General features: G+C 63.1%; 19 protein-coding genes and 1 pseudogene. 9 read left to right on the top strand and 11 right to left on the bottom strand.

Annotation, left to right across the window (positions count from 1 at the left end; translation table 11 throughout):
- Positions 1-17: 17 nt before the first annotated feature.
- From ACZ2HM_RS08160 to ACZ2HM_RS08140, 5 genes are all read left to right on the top strand, one after another.
- Positions 18-1,142 carry an NAD(P) transhydrogenase subunit alpha gene (locus tag ACZ2HM_RS08160; protein WP_037476578.1) on the top strand — a complete coding sequence of 375 codons (1,125 nt, stop codon included), beginning with the start codon at positions 18-20 and terminating at the stop codon, positions 1,140-1,142.
- A gap of 143 nt (positions 1,143-1,285) precedes the next feature.
- Positions 1,286-1,651, top strand: a complete 366-nt coding sequence (locus ACZ2HM_RS08155) for an endonuclease domain-containing protein (RefSeq protein WP_076605514.1) — start codon at positions 1,286-1,288, stop codon at positions 1,649-1,651.
- A gap of 1 nt (position 1,652) precedes the next feature.
- Positions 1,653-1,937 (top strand): proton-translocating transhydrogenase family protein, encoded by a 285-nt coding sequence (locus ACZ2HM_RS08150; RefSeq protein ID WP_006950157.1) that lies wholly within the window; start codon positions 1,653-1,655, stop codon positions 1,935-1,937.
- Entirely contained in the window at positions 1,937-3,358 is a 1,422-nt protein-coding gene (locus tag ACZ2HM_RS08145) for an NAD(P)(+) transhydrogenase (Re/Si-specific) subunit beta (protein ID WP_037476580.1), read from the top strand. Before ACZ2HM_RS08150 ends, ACZ2HM_RS08145 begins: the two co-directional genes overlap by 1 nt.
- An 81-nt stretch (positions 3,359-3,439) precedes the next feature.
- On the top strand, positions 3,440-4,132 hold the full coding sequence (locus ACZ2HM_RS08140) for an aspartate/glutamate racemase family protein (RefSeq protein WP_470426728.1): 693 nt from the start codon (positions 3,440-3,442) through the stop codon (positions 4,130-4,132).
- 27 nt (positions 4,133-4,159) lie between these two features.
- Here the strand turns inward: ACZ2HM_RS08140 and ACZ2HM_RS08135 are convergent, their stop codons facing one another.
- From ACZ2HM_RS08135 to ACZ2HM_RS08095, 9 genes and pseudogenes are all read right to left on the bottom strand, one after another.
- Positions 4,160-4,975, bottom strand: a complete 816-nt coding sequence (locus ACZ2HM_RS08135) for an FkbM family methyltransferase (protein ID WP_083217150.1) — start codon at positions 4,973-4,975, stop codon at positions 4,160-4,162.
- A gap of 107 nt (positions 4,976-5,082) precedes the next feature.
- Positions 5,083-5,499, bottom strand: coding sequence for a DUF2147 domain-containing protein (locus tag ACZ2HM_RS08130; protein WP_069066267.1), 417 nt, complete (start codon positions 5,497-5,499; stop codon positions 5,083-5,085).
- Between the two features lie 130 nt (positions 5,500-5,629).
- A complete protein-coding gene (locus ACZ2HM_RS08125) occupies positions 5,630-6,619 on the bottom strand; it encodes a type II secretion system F family protein (RefSeq protein ID WP_037476584.1) in 990 nt (329 codons plus the stop codon).
- A gap of 19 nt (positions 6,620-6,638) precedes the next feature.
- A complete protein-coding gene (locus ACZ2HM_RS08120; RefSeq protein WP_037476585.1) occupies positions 6,639-7,637 on the bottom strand; it encodes a type II secretion system F family protein in 999 nt (332 codons plus the stop codon).
- Between the two features lie 51 nt (positions 7,638-7,688).
- Positions 7,689-8,981, bottom strand: coding sequence for a nucleotide-binding protein (locus ACZ2HM_RS08115; protein ID WP_037476586.1), 1,293 nt, complete (start codon positions 8,979-8,981; stop codon positions 7,689-7,691).
- 1 nt (position 8,982) lies between these two features.
- The gene (locus ACZ2HM_RS08110; RefSeq protein WP_037476587.1) at positions 8,983-9,645 is read right to left on the bottom strand and encodes a CpaD family pilus assembly protein; all 663 of its coding nucleotides are present in this window, start codon (positions 9,643-9,645) and stop codon (positions 8,983-8,985) included.
- Between the two features lie 16 nt (positions 9,646-9,661).
- Entirely contained in the window at positions 9,662-11,176 is a 1,515-nt protein-coding gene (locus ACZ2HM_RS08105; RefSeq protein WP_037476588.1) for a type II and III secretion system protein family protein, read from the bottom strand.
- A gap of 1 nt (position 11,177) precedes the next feature.
- Positions 11,178-12,191, bottom strand: a complete 1,014-nt coding sequence (cpaB, locus tag ACZ2HM_RS08100) for a Flp pilus assembly protein CpaB (protein ID WP_037476589.1) — start codon at positions 12,189-12,191, stop codon at positions 11,178-11,180.
- Positions 12,192-12,239: 48 nt separating this feature from the next.
- A pseudogene (locus tag ACZ2HM_RS08095) lies at positions 12,240-12,720 on the bottom strand (A24 family peptidase).
- Between the two features lie 42 nt (positions 12,721-12,762).
- On the opposite strand from ACZ2HM_RS08095, the gene ACZ2HM_RS08090 reads away from it, so the two are divergent.
- Genes ACZ2HM_RS08090 through ACZ2HM_RS08080 form a run of 3 tightly spaced genes read left to right on the top strand, consistent with a single transcriptional unit; the run spans position 12,763 to position 15,040 of the window.
- Positions 12,763-13,740: an alpha/beta fold hydrolase gene (locus ACZ2HM_RS08090; protein ID WP_443019534.1), complete on the top strand. Its 978-nt coding sequence runs from the start codon at positions 12,763-12,765 to the stop codon at positions 13,738-13,740.
- Complete coding sequence (locus ACZ2HM_RS08085) at positions 13,737-14,840, top strand: NAD(P)/FAD-dependent oxidoreductase (protein ID WP_470426727.1); 1,104 nt, start codon at positions 13,737-13,739, stop codon at positions 14,838-14,840. The genes ACZ2HM_RS08090 and ACZ2HM_RS08085 overlap by 4 nt, the downstream gene beginning before the upstream one ends.
- A gap of 23 nt (positions 14,841-14,863) precedes the next feature.
- Complete coding sequence (locus tag ACZ2HM_RS08080) at positions 14,864-15,040, top strand: YegP family protein (RefSeq protein WP_470426726.1); 177 nt, start codon at positions 14,864-14,866, stop codon at positions 15,038-15,040.
- A gap of 9 nt (positions 15,041-15,049) precedes the next feature.
- Here ACZ2HM_RS08080 and ACZ2HM_RS08075 read toward each other — a convergent pair whose 3' ends face one another.
- Positions 15,050-15,313 carry a hypothetical protein gene (locus ACZ2HM_RS08075; RefSeq protein WP_037476592.1) on the bottom strand — a complete coding sequence of 88 codons (264 nt, stop codon included), beginning with the start codon at positions 15,311-15,313 and terminating at the stop codon, positions 15,050-15,052.
- Positions 15,314-15,379: 66 nt separating this feature from the next.
- Between ACZ2HM_RS08075 and ACZ2HM_RS08070 the strand changes: the two genes are divergently transcribed.
- Entirely contained in the window at positions 15,380-16,516 is a 1,137-nt protein-coding gene (locus ACZ2HM_RS08070) for a pyridoxal phosphate-dependent aminotransferase (protein WP_470426725.1), read from the top strand.
- Here ACZ2HM_RS08070 and ACZ2HM_RS08065 read toward each other — a convergent pair.
- Positions 16,513-16,809, bottom strand: coding sequence for a chorismate mutase (locus ACZ2HM_RS08065; protein WP_037476594.1), 297 nt, complete (start codon positions 16,807-16,809; stop codon positions 16,513-16,515). The two genes, ACZ2HM_RS08070 and ACZ2HM_RS08065, sit on opposite strands and share 4 nt — an antisense overlap.
- Positions 16,810-16,852: the final 43 nt, after the last annotated feature.

Here is a 16,852-nt window from a genome sequence, read left to right as displayed (position 1 = left end):
GAGGGGATGCCATAATAATGAAAATAGCAGTGGTGAAAGAACAGGCAGCGGGCGAAGCCCGTGTTGCCGCGACGCCGGAAACGGTGAAGAAATTTATCGGCCTTGGCGCGCAGGTCGCCGTCGAGGCGGGGGCCGGGCTGACCGCGTCGATCGCCGATGCCGATTATGCGGCGGCGGGCGCGACCGTCGCCGATCGAGCCGCGACGGTTGCAGGCGCGGATATCGTGCTGGGCGTGCAGGGGCCGGATGTGGCCAGCCTGTCCGGCGTGAACCCAGGTGCCTGGATCGTGGCAGGGCTTAACCCGTTCGGTGACCGGGCACGGGTCGATGCCTATGCGGCGGCCGGCTATGAGGCGCTGGCGATGGAGTTCATGCCGCGCATAACGCGCGCGCAGTCGATGGACATTCTCTCGTCCCAGTCGAACCTGTCGGGCTATAAGGCAGTGCTGGATGCTGCCGCCGAATATGGCCGGGCCTTTCCGATGATGATGACGGCGGCGGGCACTGTGTCGGCCGCGCGCGTCTTCATCATGGGTGTGGGCGTGGCAGGCCTGCAGGCGATCGCAACCGCCAAGCGGCTGGGTGCGCAGGTCAGCGCGACGGACGTGCGCGCCGCGACCAAGGAGCAGATCGAGTCGCTGGGCGCCAAGGCGATCTTCGTCGAGAAAGTCGCGGGCATCGAGGGTGAAGGCTCTGGTGGCTATGCCACCGAAATGTCCGACGAGTATAAGGCCGCGCAGGCCGAACTCGTGTCCGCACATATCGCCAAGCAGGATATCGTTATCACGACCGCGCTCATTCCGGGGCGGCCCGCGCCGCGCCTGATCAGCGACGCGCAGATCGCGACGATGAAGCCGGGCAGCGTGATCGTCGATCTGGCGGTCGAGCAGGGCGGCAATGTCGAAGGCGCGGTGCCCGGCGAAGTGGCCCTGCGCCACGGCGTCAAGATCGTGGGCCACCGCAACGTGCCGTCGCGACTGGCGGCGGACACGTCCGCTTTGTTCTCGCGCAACCTGTTCAACTTCCTGTCCGCCTTCTGGGACAAGGACAAGGGAGCGCCGGTGCTGGACGAGGAAATCGGCAACGCCATCCGCCTGACGCAGGGCGGCAAGGTCGTGAACGAGCGGTTGTTGGCGAGCTGATGGCGAATTTTGCCCCTATAATCCTCCCCCATGGGGGGAGGTGGCAGGGCGAAGCCCTGACGGAGGGGTGTCACCCTATCGATAGGGTGACACCCCTCCGTCACGCTGCGCGTGCCACCTCCCCTTACAGGGGAGGAATATAGGTGCTGCAAGGCGGCGATGTCGGCATGTCGAGGGCCAAGTCTCTCAGGCAGGCCATGTCGCTACCCGAAGTGTTGCTGTGGAATGCGTTACGCGATCAAACTAATGGCCTGAAATTTCGCAGACAGCATCCATCTGGTCCTTATGTGGCAGACTTTTACTGTCATGAGGCCCGGATGATCGTTGAAGTGGACGGCGAAGCCCATAATCGCGGCGATGCCCCACAAAGCGATGCAATTCGCGATGCTTGGTTTGCGGAACGCGGCATTCATGTCCTTCGCATACCCGCCATCGCAATATTGAATGATCTGGACACAGCCGTCGCCGGGGTAAAGGTGATGGCCAAAGAGAGAATAGGGGAGGACTAGAATGGACTTTATTTCCATCCTGTCGGTTTTCGTGCTGGCGTGTTTCGTCGGCTATTATGTGGTGTGGTCGGTGACGCCCGCGCTGCATACGCCATTGATGGCGGTCACTAACGCCATTTCATCCGTCATCATCGTCGGCGCGCTGGTCGCGTCGGCGGAGGCGGGGAGCGCGGCGGCCAAATATCTGGGGCTGCTCGCGGTGGTCTTTGCATCGGTCAACATCTTTGGCGGCTTTGCCGTCACGGAACGGATGCTGGCGATGTACAAGAAGAAGGAGCGCAAGTGATGCATGAGATCGCACAGATCCCATGGGGCGTGAGCCTCGCTTATCTGGTCGCAGGCGTCCTGTTCATCCTGGCCCTTCGTGGCCTCTCCAGCCCGGCCACCAGCCGTCGCGGCAACCGTATGGGCATGATCGGCATGGCGATTGCCGTCGCCACCACGCTTTATACCCATGATGTGGTGAGCCTGCCCGAAATCATCGGGGCTATCGTCATCGGCGGCGGCATCGGCTTCATCATCGCACGGCGGATCGCGATGACCGACATGCCGCAGCTTGTCGCGGCGTTCCACAGCCTGGTCGGCATGGCCGCGGTGCTGGTGGGCGCAGCGGCGTTCCTCAACCCCGGTGCGTTTGGGATTCTGGATGCCGTGACGGGTGAAATCCATGGTGCCAGCCGCATCGAAATGGGTCTGGGCGTCGCCATCGGCGCGATCACCTTCTCCGGTTCGGTGATCGCCTTCCTGAAGCTCAACGGCAATATGTCGGGCAAGCCGATCATGCTGCCGGGGCGGCATGTCATCAACCTGGGCACGCTGGCGGCGATATTGGGCCTGATCGCCTATTTCGTGACCGATCAAAGCCCCTGGATCTTCTGGACCGTAACGGCGCTCAGCTTCATCATCGGCTTCCTGCTGATCATCCCGATCGGTGGGGCGGACATGCCGGTCGTGGTGTCGATGCTCAACAGCTATTCGGGCTGGGCTGCCGCCGCGATGGGCTTTACGCTGGGCAACAGCGCGATGATCATCACCGGCGCGCTGGTGGGATCGTCGGGCGCGATCCTGTCCTACATCATGTGCAAGGCGATGAATCGCAGCTTCATCAGCGTGATCGCGGGAGGCTTCGGCGCGGAGTCCGGGCCTTCGGGCGCAGGTGGGCCGGTTATCGACCGTCCCTACAAGCGCGGCTCGGCCGAGGATGCTGCCTTCCTGATGAAGCAGGCCGACAGCGTCATCATCGTGCCGGGCTATGGCATGGCGGTGAGCCAGGCCCAGCATGCGCTGCGCGAGATGGGCGACCTGCTCAAGAAGGAAGGCGTCAGCGTCAAATATGCGATCCATCCCGTCGCGGGCCGTATGCCAGGGCATATGAACGTGCTGCTGGCCGAAGCGAACGTATCCTATGACGAAGTGTTCGAGTTGGAGGACATCAACAGCGAGTTCGGCCAGTGCGACGTCGCCTTCGTCATCGGTGCGAACGACGTCACCAATCCGGCGGCCAAGACCGACAAGACGTCGCCCATCTATGGCATGCCGATTTTGGACGTCGCCAACGCCAAGTCGGTGCTGTTCGTCAAGCGCTCCATGGGCGGAGCGGGCTATGCCGGCGTCGACAATGAAGTCTTCTACATGGACAACACCATGATGCTGCTGGCCGATGCCAAGAAGATGGTCGAGGAAATCGTCAAGGGGCTTGCCCACTAAGCCGGGCTTCCCCTAACCATCATGGGGACGGCCGGGCGACCGCTCGGCCGTCCCTTTTTCATTGCGGGGCAAGAACATCAGATGCGCAAGATCGGCCTGATCGGGGGAATGAGCTGGGCGTCCACGGCGCGCTATTATCAGATCATCAACGAAGCGGTGCAGCGGACCCAGGGCGGGCTGCACAGTGCGCCATTGGCGATCGAAAGCCTGGACTTCGCGGCGGTGGCGCAATGCGTGTCGGACGACGATTGGGATTGCGCGTCCGTCCCGCTGGTGACGGCGGCGCGGCGGCTGGAGGCGGCCGAGGCGCAGGCGCTGCTGATCTGCGCCAATTCGATGCATCGCGTCTATGACCGGGTGCAGGCGGCTGTGTCGATTCCGGTCATTCATATCGCCGACGTGGTGGGGCAGGCGATGAAGCGGGACGGTATCACTACCGCCGCGCTGCTCGGCACGCGCAATGTCATGATGGAGAAATTCTATCGCCAACGACTGGTGGGCCATGGCATGTCGCTGCTGCCGCCCGATCCTGCGCTGGCCGATCGGATCAATCACATCATGTATGAGGAATTGTCGGCGGGGCGGATCAACAAGGATTCGCAGCGCTTCATGAAAAGCGCGCTGACCGACATCGCCAAGCAGGATGTGCAGGCGGTGGTGCTGGCCTGTACCGAGCTGGAACTGATCGTCGACGTGAAGGCCAATGTGCTGCCAATCTACGACTGCACCAGCATTCACGCGATGGCAGGCGTGGATTTCATCCTGGGGGGGTAAGGCAAGGTCCGGTGCCCTGCCGCTTGGTCAGCGGAAAATGTCCGGGAATGCCTTTGTCATGGTGTCAAGGCTGGGCGACAGGATGTGGGCCGGGTCAAGCCCAAGGGGGACTGCTACGAAGTTCCAAACGCGCGCTCCGACGAACTCGGCTACACTGGAATATTCATAGCCAAATAGGTCAAATATACGATAGCCGCGGTTAGCAATGAAGCCAAATAGATCTTCGGGCTGATATTTGAAATAGCCTGGCGCACTCGAATCCCATTCGAACGTAACGATAGGTTGGCTGTCGAATATTTTTTTAGCGCCTAAAAATGCATGATATTCCGCACCCTCAATGTCGAATTTGGCAAAGCGTAACAGGGCCACAAAATAATCATCGACCATGCTATCGATGGTATGCATTTTTACCTTTATTTCTTCGACTTCACCACTGGCGAGAATGGCCCGGTTCGCCAAGCCGCTAAGGCCAGAGTCATTTGCCTTGCTGAAATAGAAGGTGGCTTCGCCGGGTTCATTGGACACGGCGCATTGATGGAGGGTCAGTCGCGGCCGAAGATGGGAATAATGGAGATCTACCGTTGCCATCGTGCGCCGGGCAAGTTCCGGTGCTGCTTCGAAACCTACGACTTGACCGGCCTCGCCCACGGCCTCGCCCATCTGTATGAAATGACCGCCATGATTGACCCCGACATCCAGCATCGTATCGCCCGGCCGAGCATGGGCGACATAAAGATCTCGGATCAATCCTTCCATATCTGGCCAGGATCCGCCGTTCGCTTGTACCAGTCTATCAGCGAAATTATGACGATCCAACCGGCCGGCTACGGAACTGGCGAACATAGAAATCTACCCTGCTGCTGATAGGTCAGCCTTGCGGCTCTGGCCCTTGGCCTTCTTCACGCTGGTCGGAAACTTGTCAACGATCGTTCCGACTCGCCCGTTTCGGCTCACCGCGTCGGCGTCCAGGTCTGAGTTTTGCAAAGGAACGCGATGCAACCCTGGACCTTCAAGGTGCCATTGGGGTTGCGGTTGATCTTGGACTTGTAGCTTTTGCCGCTTTCGGGATCGTAGATCGTCCCTTTCCAGATGTCGCCCGCGTCGGAAAAGCCGGTCAACAAGGGCAGGCCCACCAGCGGGCGCGAGCGTAGCGCAGGATCGCTGTTTTCCGCGTCGGTGTGCGGACGGCCGGGGGTGGGTTTGAGGATCTTTTCGATCTTGCCGCACAGGCTTTTGCCGCACGGTGCGATGTGGACGATCGCCTTGCCATCGACGGTGGTCCAGCGGCCGGTCACGGGCTGAGCGGCCTGGGCGGGCAGGGCCGAGGCAGCGGCCAATGTGGCGATGGTGAATGCGATGCTCTTCATGCGATCCTCTCTCTTGGTCTTGGGACCAGAGATAGGCGGGATGCGCGGTGCCCGCCACCGCCATTTATGGCGGAAGCAGGCAGTTTGGCGCGAAACGCTACGGCATCGCGCAGCGCGTGGCCGCAATTTTTTAGAAGGCCTCGCTGATCGAGCAGGCCGCCGGACCCAGGATGACGACGAACAGGGTCGGCAGGATGAAGAGGATGAGCGGCACGGTCATGATCGCGGGCAGGCGTGCCGCCTTTTCTTCCGCGCGCATCATGCGATCATGGCGGAATTCGGCGGAGAGGACGCGCAGCGCGGAGGCAAGCGGGGTGCCATATTTTTCGGTCTGGATCATGGTCGTCACCACGCCCTTGACTGCATCCAGCTTGACGCGCGTCGCGAGATTTTCAAACGCCATGCGCCGTTCGGTGAGGAACGACAGTTCGATCGCGGTCAGCTGAAATTCGTCGCCCAGTTCGGGATAAGCCTTGCCCAGTTCGCGTGCGACCCGGTTGAAGGCGGCATCGACGGTCAGCCCCGCCTCGGCGCAGATGACCAGCAGGTCGAGCGCATCGGGTAGCCCCTTGCGGATGGCGGCCGAACGCTTCGTTACCTTGTTGTCGATGTAGAGATCGGGTGCCTTGTAAGCGAGTATCAGGGTGATGGCGAAGGCGAAAAAGCGCTTCAACGGTCCCCATTCCGGCTGGATGCCGACGACATAGAGCAGGGTGACGGCAAGCCCGCCGATGATGATCGGCATGAACATGCGGCCGAAGATCACAGCGACGGCAAGATCCTTGGACCGGATGCCGGCCTGGGCCAGGCGGATCTGGGCGTCCTTGAGCTGGTCGTCCTGCAAGACCTTCAGGCTCGACAGGAAGGAGCGCATATTGTCGGTCGTCTGGTTCTTCTTGACCAGGCTGGCCCGGCGCTTGCCGGTGGACGCGGTAATGCCCGCCTTCAACTGTTCGCGCCGTTCATTGAGCGCCTTGACCCGCTTGGCCATCGGATCGCGCACCGTCATCACCGCATAAAGGGCAAAAAGCATGGCGAGCGTCGCCAGCGCGGCCAGCAGGGTGCCGACGTCAGTGGCCGTCAGGCCAAATAAGGTGCCGACTGGGGCAGGGGCGTCCATATCTTTTCTCCCGTCCCGATCAGATTTCGAAATTGACCATTTGCGCCATGATGAACGCGCCGATGCCCATCCAGCAGAAGCCACCTATGCCCACGACCTGCATCAGCGAAAGGCCAAAGAGGCCCGCCGGGTCCGGTGTGAAGAAAGGGCTCATATAGTCGAAGTTGATGTAGCAGATCATCCCGAACACCAGGAAGGGCAGGGCGCCGATGATATAGGCCGACGCCTTGGATTCCGACGACATGGCGCGGATCTTGAGCTTCATCTGCGCGCGCTGACGCAGGACCGTCGCCAGATTGGACAGGGTTTCGGCCAGGTTGCCGCCGGTTTCCCGCTGGATCGACAAGGTGATGACGAAGAATTGAAATTCAGGCGTGCCCAGGCGATCGGCGGTTTCCTGCAACGCCTGTTCCATCGACCGGCCGATCTTGATCCGTTCGGTGATGAGCTTGAACTCTTCGCCCACTGGTCCCGGCACTTCGCTCGACACGATGCCCAATGTTTCCGCGATCGGCAGGCCAGAGCGCAGGCCGCGCGTCAGCAGTTCCAGCGCATCGGGGAATTTGGCGGTGAATTGATTGACCCGCTTGGTGATCAGGCGACCGACCCACCAGTGCGGCAGGCCAAGGCCCGCAGCCAGTCCGAACATCAGCGCCATCAGCGGCGGAAAGCCGCGTAGCATCAGCAAGGCGGCAAGCCCCAGGAAGATGAATGCGCTGGCCGTCATATATTGGCTGAGCGTCCATTTCTTGCCGGTCATCACGATCCGCTTGGTCAGATTTTCCGGGTTGGGGATGAGCGAGACCAGCATCTTGGTTTCGATGGTGGTGGAGCGGTTGGAAATCGCCTTGCGCATGCGCGCTTCCAGCAATGCTTCGGCCGAATCGCTGTGACGGCCGCGGATCATCGCGACGCGGCGCTTACGCGCCTTTTCCGGTGATGGACCGGCAAAGGCGATGACGGCGAGGCCCATGAGGGTCGCCATCAACACCATGATCAGGATGAAATTGCCGTCCATTATCTACCCCGTCCTTCATGGGCTGCCGTCGCCACCGGGCGACCTGCGTCGTCAATCTTCCAGCGCGGCGGCCTTGTCCTTGCGTCGCGACGGCATCATGGCCCTGAAGTCGATCTTGCCGAGCAGGGAGTCGCCCTTTTTCGCGGCAGATTTTCCACCGGATTGGGCAGGGTCCACCTGCGCTGCACCCAATATCTCTTCGAGCAGGCTGGAACAGGCTGCCCCAACCTTGCTGCCCTTGGCGGTTTCGGCCAGCGTTTTGCCGAGCTTTGCCGCCTGCGATGCCACGCGCAGGTCGAAGGGAATGAGGACATCGACCTTGCGCTCGATCGACTGTTCAAAATCCTTGCGGCTGATCTCCGGCGATCCAGGGTGGACGCGGTTGGCGACCACGATGACGCGGCTGTTGGGCGCGTTCGTCTTGAGCCAGGACAGAATGCGGATCGTGTCGCGCGCTGACGCCAGCGTCAGTTCGGTCACGACCATCGTGACCTGAATCTCGCTGATCAAATGAGGGTGCTGAATCAGCATGGCGCGCGGCAGGTCGATGACGCTGCATTCGAAGACCGAGCGGAACTCTTCCAGCAATTGGTAGAAGGCACCACCATCGGTCAGCATCGGCTGGCTGATGGGGGCTTCGGCCGAGAGGATCGCCAGCGTGTCGCTGGCGCGGACCATGGCGCGTTCGATGAACAGACCGTCGATCCGGCTCGGATTTTCGATCGCGTCGGTCAGGCCACGGCCCGGCTCCAGGTCGAGCGCGAGCGCATCGGTGCCGAAATGCACGTCTAGGTCGAGCAGCGCGGTCTGGCGCTTCTTCTTGTCCGACAGCAACCAGGCAAGCGAGGTCGCGAGGCTGGACGCGCCGACGCCGCCGCGCGTGCCGATGACCGCGACGGCCATATGCGGCCGGTCCGGCGTCGCATCGCGCGGGGCCATGAACACGGCCTGTGCATTGGCCAGGGCATCGCGCAACTGGTCGGCGCCGAACGGCTTGAGCAGATAATCCTGAATGCCGCTGGCAACGAGATCGCGATAGAGGCGCACGTCGTTGACCTGGCCCGCCGCGATGACGACGGTGCCCGGTTCGCACACTTCGGCGAGGCTGTTGATGTCGTTGAGCGGGTCGCCGCTTTCGGACATGTCGACGAATAGGATCTGGGGCGAAGCGGTGATCGACAGGCTCTGGACCGCATTGCGCATCCCGCCCTTGTTCACTTTTTCAGGCGCCCAGCCCATTTCGGCCGCCACGGCGCGAACCATGTCGAAGCTATGATCGTCGCAGACAAAGGCGTGGAACGGATCGCGTGGACCAGCCGCGCCGGGTTTCCAGGGTGCGTTCATGTTACTCGCCTCCTCCGGCTTGCATTTCCTTAAGTTCGCCAGCACCGGTCGGCGGCTTTTCGCGATATGTCGTGATGGCGCGGTTGGAGGTCGCCGTCCGCAAATTGCTGTCGGTGCCCTGGCCCCGGACCAGATCTTCGGGATTGGCGACCATCGCCGCCAGATTGCTGTTGACGCCACAGCCATAATTGCTCGACGCGCCCAGGTTCATTTCGGCTTCCTGCTTGGCCGACCAGTCGGGACAGCCCGGCACGGTTGCCGTGGCGCGGCGCACGACCAAGCGGAGCATGCCCTGCGGCGCGACGCCGGCCGCTGCCGAACTGTCGGTGCCGACCAGCAGGCCCCGGCGCGCCGCCACGTCGGCGATGCCGTCATGCAGGGCGGGACCATAATAGCCGTCCGATACGATCGCCACTTGGTCGCCATAGCTGAGGCCAATGGAGGTGAACCAGTCGTCCAGGCGACGGGTTTCGGCGGGCGTCAGCATATCGCCAGCGCCAGCCTGCACATCATAGGTGTAGGCGGCGTAGCTAACGACCGGTTGATGAACCGAATCGACGCTGCGGTTCTGGCTATCGGTCACGCAGGCTGTCAGCGGTAAAGCCATCAGGGCCAATACGGCCAGGGACTTGCGCGATAGACGGGGCGGGAGAGGGGAGGTCATGTCGTTCGTCCTTCCGTCAGAAACTGAAGCCAGGGGCGGCCGCGCCGGATTTCCCGGCCTTGCGGCTGTCGGCGCTGGCAACGACCGGGGCCGGGGTCGCCATCGCCTGCGGGCCGGGGGTCGGCACGCCGCCACCAGGCGCGCGGGTCGGCATCGGCGCGCGAGCGCCGCTGACGCCGTCATGCCCTTGTTGCAGGAACAGACCTTGCCCCACATCCGCGTTACGGAAGCCATCGGTCGGCAGGCGCACGTCCGATGCGTTCATCGGCTTCACCAGATAGGGGGTGACGACGATGACCAGTTCGGTCTCGCTGCGCTGGAATTGGCGCGATTTGAACAGGCTGCCCAGGATCGGGATATTGCCGATGCCGGGCACCTTGTTGATGCCGTTGCTCGTTTCATTGTTGAGCAGGCCAGCAATCATGAAGGCTTGGCCCGACCCCAGTTCCACCGTGGTTTCCGCGGTGCGGCTCTTGAGCGCGGGAACATCGGCATTCAGCGTGAAGTCGAGTGTCGACACGGTCGGGCGAACCCGCAGCGAAATGCGTCCATCGGCCAGCACGGTCGGCGTGAAGGCGAGTTGCACCCCGTACTGTTTGAACTCGATGCTGTTGCCCTGCTGACCGTTGTTGATCGTGTAGGGATATTCACCGCCCGCCAGGAAGCTGGCGGTTTCGCCCGACAGGGCGGTCAGATTCGGCTGCGCCAAGGTGCTGGCAAGGCCGCTCGATTCGGCCAGATCCAGCGCACCGGCTATATCCAACCCCAGGATGCGGGCGACGCCGCCGAGGCTGTAGCCACCATTAATCGGAGTGTTGAAAGTTCCCCCGCCATTTTCGTTAAACTCAACGAAATCGCGGGTTCCGCCGCCGACAAAACCGGCTGTGCTGCCACCGCTTCTGTCGATTGAGCTGAAATTCGTGCCGATCTTGTGCCCGACATCCTTGGCGACTTCGGCAATCTTGACTTGCAGCATGACCTGCAACGGCGTCGCCATGCGCAGGCGGCTGACCACGGTCACATCCTTGCCGACGAAAGCCTGCGTCAGCCGTTCGGCTTCGGCGGCGTCTTCGGGCGCCTGGATCGTACCGGTCAACAGGACCATGCCGTTCATCTTGTTGACCGCAACCTGCGCGCCGGGCATCGCCAGACGCAGCATGTCGTCGATGCTGGTCAGGTTGTTGCCGACCCGCACCGTGCCGGAAAACAGCACCTTGCCATTGGTGGCGGTGGCAAACACCGTGGTTTCCCCCGGCTTCTTGGCGATCAGATAGAGCTGGTTCTGCGAGCGAACATGCACGTCGACCACATTCGGGTCGCCGATCACCACATCTGACATCTTGGCCCCCAGATTGACGACCCGGCTGCCGCCGACCGACATCAGGATGGCATTGTCCTGCGCGCTGGATGGCGCTGCGTTGACGGCCGTGCCGGGAACGGCGGTCGCCAGGATGGCAAGGCCGATGGCGATGGCCGGGGCGGCCAGCGGCTTGACCGCGATGCGCCGTGCGAAGCTGTGAATGGTCTTCATCTTACTTCCCCCCGACCGGAACTTCGGTCACGCTGGTACCGCGGGCCACGCGGATGACTGGGCCTTTGAAGGCGACCGTGCCCATCGGTGCGCCATTGGCGGCGACCATCGGTGGCATAGGCGCTTCGGCCTTGGCGGGGACGGAACTGCGCTGATAGCGCGAGACGTCGGCGCCGGTGGAATAGGTGGCACCACGATCGACCGGGCGCGACGCGAGCTTGGCAAGCAATGCCTTTTCAGCGTTCGGGCTGGCCCCATCGGGCAGTTCGACATCCGTACCGGCAATGGCCGCGTCGAGGTCCGAGGAGTTGTCGGCCAGCGAGCGCAGCGACAGCGACAGGGAGCCGACCGTCTGAGCGACCGCGATCTTCTCGGCGATCTTGGGCGTCACTTCGATCGTGACGTTGGAATAGGTCTGCACCACCGGCTTGCCATCTTCACCCATGGCATCCATGCGCTGGTCGGTGGCCAGGACGCGGATGTTGCGCAGGATGGTTTCCGACACGCGGAGCGGTTCGCCATCGCCGCCGCCCGCAACGCTTTGCGTCAGGACGAGGTCGATGCGGTCGCCCGGAAAAACGAAGCCTGCAACCGAACTTTGCGCCGAAACGGGCACCGTCACGGCGCGCATACCAGCGCCAAGCGCGGCGGCGAGGAAGCCCCGATCGCCCGGCTTGACCAGGCCACCCTGGGTCAAGGGCTGCCCGGCGGAGATGGCGGTGCGCACGACGCTGCCTGCCAGCTTGACCGGATCGGCCTGTCCCTTGAGATAATAGGCCTGTTCGATCAGATCCTTGGGCCAGGGCTGGAAGCGGAAACTTTCCGCGTCGAGGATGGTGCCGACGGGCAAGGCCTTGGTCGCAACCAGCACATGGGGCTGATCTGCTTCGGTCGGCATCGACGAGGCGGTGGCCTGCGGCGTGCTCGAAGAACTCAACATGTTGCGTGCAAGCAAGGCTGTAGTGACTGCTATGATAAGCGCCCCCACCAGCAGCACGATCTTCTTGGCATCCATGACGAAATTCGCCTCCCTCAAGCGGCTACACTGCCCCCAGTGCCCTACTCATCCCGTAAATTGGTTAAGATATCGTTGGCCAAGGTAGCAGCCACAAAGCGGCGAGTGAGATCGCCACGCCATAGGGTATTTCGGGCTGGCCCAGCCGCCGGGTCATGCGGTGATGGATCACCGTTATCAGGGTGACGAGACCGCCCAGCAGCGCCATCAGTACCAGCAGCGAGATGACCGCCTGCCAGGGAAACCAAAGCGCCAAAGCGGCGAGCAGCTTGACGTCGCCGCCGCCCATCATGCCCATCGAAAACAGGGCGGCGAAGAGGATGAAGACGATGCCGCCCACCAGCAGTTGCACCGCGACATCGGGCCACAGGTTGAGGCCGCAGGCGATCCACCAGAGCGGTGCGAGCGCGGCGATGACGGAGTTGAGCCGGTTGGAAATGATCCGCGCGCGCAAATCGGTGATCGCCGCCGCAATCAGCAGCGCGCCCAGGGCGACGATCAGCGCCAGCCGGAAATATTCCCCTAACATGGGCACTATTCCCTAGACCTGATGACTTACCAAACCGTAACCATGCGGTTCATGGATTCGCCCCTTTCTCCGGCTCCGGCCTTCGACACACCGGTTCTGGACCGGCGCGCCTGGCCGATGGGCGGGCGGCTGGACTATTGGACTGCGCCTGACGGCTGGCCGATTCGCCGTTACCAACTGGGCAGCGGCGCGCGCGGCCGCATGCTCGTCATGGGCGGGCGCGGCGACATGATCGAAAAATATCTGGAGGTCATTGCCCATTGGGCGGCGCGCGGTTGGGCCGTCACCAGTTTCGATTGGCGCGGACAGGGCGGGTCGGGTCGTCTGACGGATGACCTGCTCTGCGGGCATATCGACGATTTCGCCGACTATATTACGGACCTGCGCGCCCTGGCCGATGATTGGCGGGCGCAGGGTAGCGGGCCAAGCGCGATGGTGGCGCATAGCATGGGCGGGCATATGCTGTTGCGGGCGCTGGCCGAGGGGATGACGCCACCCGATGTAGCGGTTGCTGTCGCGCCGATGCTGGGCCTGCACAGTGCGCCGCTGCCACGCTGGCTGGCGGTGATGGTCGCACAGGGGATGATCCGGCGTGGCAAGGGGCGGCTGCGTGCCTGGACGCAGAAGGAGGATTCGGAGCGGCAGCGGCGAGTGCGGCAGAAGCGCCTGACGCATGACCCGGAACGTTATGCCGACGAACTATGGTGGCGTGACCATAGTCGCGAGATCGCCTTGGGACCGCCAAGCTGGAACTGGGTCGCGCAGGCGCTCGAATCGACGCAAGCGCTAAGCCAAGGCGACGGCCTCACGCAGATCGACGTGCCTTTGTTGATATTGGCGACGCGCGTGGATCAGCTGGTGTCCACGCCCGCCATCCGGGCGGCGGCGGCCCGCATTTCGGGTGCGCAACTGCATGTCTATGGGCGCGAGGCGGCGCATGAAATCCTGCGCGAACTGGACGGGGTACGTCTGGATGCGCTGGGGCGGATCGATGCTTTTCTGGATGAGGCCGCCCGGTGAGCCTGCCCGATATCGTGATTGTCGGTGGCGGGATGGCGGGGGCCAGCCTGGGTGCGGAACTGGCGGCGCATGGCCGCGTGCTGGTTTTGGAGATGGAGCGGCAGGCGGGCTATCATGCGACCGGCCGGTCCGTGGCCTTCTGGGAAGAAACCTATGGCGGCCCGGCGGTCCAGCCGCTGACCACGGCATCGGGACCAATGCTGGCGGCCCCCGATCCCGACTTTCATGACGGCAGCTTCCTGTCGCCGCGCCGCACCCTGCATATCGGGCGGGCTTCGGATGAAGCGGCGCGCGATGCGCTGATCGCGGATTTTGCGGGCAGGGTGGATTTGCAGCCGGTCGATCCGGCCGCCTATGCGCCGGGACTAAGGCCCGACTGGACGCTGGGCGTGATGGAGGCGAGCTGCCGCGATATCGATGTCGCGGCGCTGCATCAGGCATGGTTGCGGCAATTGCGTCGGCGCGGGGGGGCGATGCAACTGGGCGCGCGGCTGATCAGCGCACGGCGCGAGGGGAGTGGCTGGCGGATCGAGACAGCGGACGGGCCGCTGGATTGTGGGCTGATCGTCAATGCAGCGGGCGCCTGGGCGGATGATGTCGCGCAGGCCTGTGGTGTCGCGCCGGTCGGGATCACGCCGTTGCGGCGGACGGTGGCGCAATTGCGCGTGCCGTCCTTGCCGTCGCCCGACCTGCCGCTGGTGATGGATCTTGGCGGTGGCTTTTATTTCAAGCCGGAAGGGCGCGACCGGGTGTGGCTGACCCCGCATGACGAAGTGCCCTCGCCACCCTGCGATGCTGCGCCGGAAGAGATGGCCGTGGCGCAGGCGGTGGCGCGGTTCGAGGCGGTGGTTGAATGGCCCGTCGCGGGCATTGAACATCGCTGGGCCGGCTTGCGCAGTTTCGCGCCCGATCGCGCGCCGGTCTATGGCTTTGATCCCGACACGCCGGGCTTTTTCTGGTTTGCGGGGCAGGGCGGTTTCGGCATCCAGACGGCACCGGCTGCTGCGATGCTGGCGGCGGCCATCATCCGGGGGGGATCGTTGCCACAAAGCATTGCAGGGATCGACGCCGCTGCCTATTGTCCAGAACGGTTTCGTTGATGCAACGAGTCTGGAGACGGAAAATGGCGCATAAATTCGTGATCGAAAAGAACAAAGCCGGTGAGTTCGTCGCCAAGTTCAAATATAATAGTGAGACGATCTTCTGGACCGAAGGCTATGCCAGCAAGGCAGGGGCCAGAAATGCGATTGAATCGGTGCTCAAAAATGGTCCTGGCGCATCGGTCGAGGAAGCGGAATAAGGGCGGGGATCAATCGCGCGGTTTGTGCTTTGAAATCAGATAGCGCCATACGCCCACGGCGTTGATGACGAGCAGCGCGACATTCTGCCAGCCAATCCCCTCGCTATCCTCGGCCAGAAAGCCCCAGCCAATCAACGCGATCGAGCTGGTGACGAACAGCACAAAGGCCCAGCCGGTGATCCGTCGGCCAAGGTTCAGTGAGACGATCAAGGCTGCCAACGTGGCGGCACCCGCGCCATAATATTGCAGGGTAGTAAGGATGGTGTCGGACATGGATCTTTGAACGCCGGGCCAGCCGCATGGTTGCGATCAGGTAGGCAGCGGCCTAGGCAGGCGCGCATGATCGCCAGCATCGACCCGTTCCACGCCATCGCCATCAGCCGCGAAGCCCATGCCCTCGAAGCGCAGGGCCGTTCCATCCTGCATATGGAATTCGGCCAACCATCGACCGGCGCGCCTGCCGCCGCCATCGCCAGGGCGCATCATGTGCTGGACACCGATCCGATGGGCTATTGGGAAAGCCCGACGCTCAAAGAGCGGATCGCGCATCTTTATGCCGAACGGCATGGCGTGGCGGTGGAGGCCGAGCAGGTGCTGTTGACCTGTGGCGCGTCGCCGGGTCTGGTGCTGGCGCTGACCAGCCTGTTCGCGCCCGGCGCGCGGGTGGCGACGGCGCGGCCGGGCTATGTCGCCTATCGCAATACGTTGAAGGCGCTCTATCTGGAGCCTGTCGAGGTCGGATGCGGCCCGGCCGAACGCTATCAGATCAGTGCCAAGGCGCTGGCGGCGATCGATCCAGCACCCGACGGACTGATCCTGGCCAGCCCGGCCAATCCGACCGGCACCATCATTCCCGCCGACGAACTGGAACGGATCGCGCAGGTCTGTGCCGATCGCGGCATTCGCATCGTGTCGGACGAAATCTATCATGGGCTGAGCTTTGGCGAGCCAGCCCATTCGATGCTGGAATATGCGCCCGACGCCGTGATCGTGAACAGTTTTTCCAAATATTTCAGCATGGCCGGGTGGCGGCTTGGGTGGATCATCGTGCCGCCCGCGCTGATCGACGCGGCGCGGGCGCGGATGGGCAATTTGTTCCTGACGCCGCCGGTACTGGCGCAGCAGGCGGGGCTGGCGGCATTCGATTGCGCCGATGAGTTGGAGGCGCATGTCGAAACCTATCGCCGCAACCGGCAATTGCTGCTCGACGCGCTGCCCGCGCTAGGGCTGGCCCGGATCGCGCCGCCCGACGGGGCCTTCTATATCTATGCCGATGTCGGGCATCTGACGCAGGACAGCCTGGGCTTTTGCCAGCGGCTGTTGCGCGAGACGGGGGTGGCGACCGCACCGGGGATCGATTTCGATCCCGTCGACGGGCATCGCTTCATCCGCTTCAGCTTTGCGGTGTCGACCGACCGGGTCGAGGATGCGATCGCGCGAATGATCCCCTGGTTCGCGGCGCAGCGCCGCGCTTAGCTGCGCGTCCGGTCGAACGTCGCCATCTCATAGGCGATCGACGCTTCGACCAGTTGCTCCCATAATTCAGCGATGATGTCGGCGGGCGCGCCCAGCCGCTCCGCCTCGGCGCAGGCATTGGCGATGACCTGCGCCTTGCGGGCTTCGTCGCGCACGGCGCTGCGATCGGGCTTGATGCGGGCGGCGGCGCGCATATGCGCAAAGCGCTCGGCAAGCAGGGCGACGAGCTGGCGATCCAGCGCATCGACGCCCGCACGCACCTGCGCCATGCTGCTATAGTCTTCAGGGTTCATGAGTGCCGGACTAAGCCGCGCGTCCAGCCGTGTCGAGGGTTGA

Source organism: Sphingobium sp. KKT206 (assembly GCF_055640555.1).
Note: the sequence above shows the minus strand (reverse complement) of the source record. Positions and strands in the feature narration are given on the sequence as shown.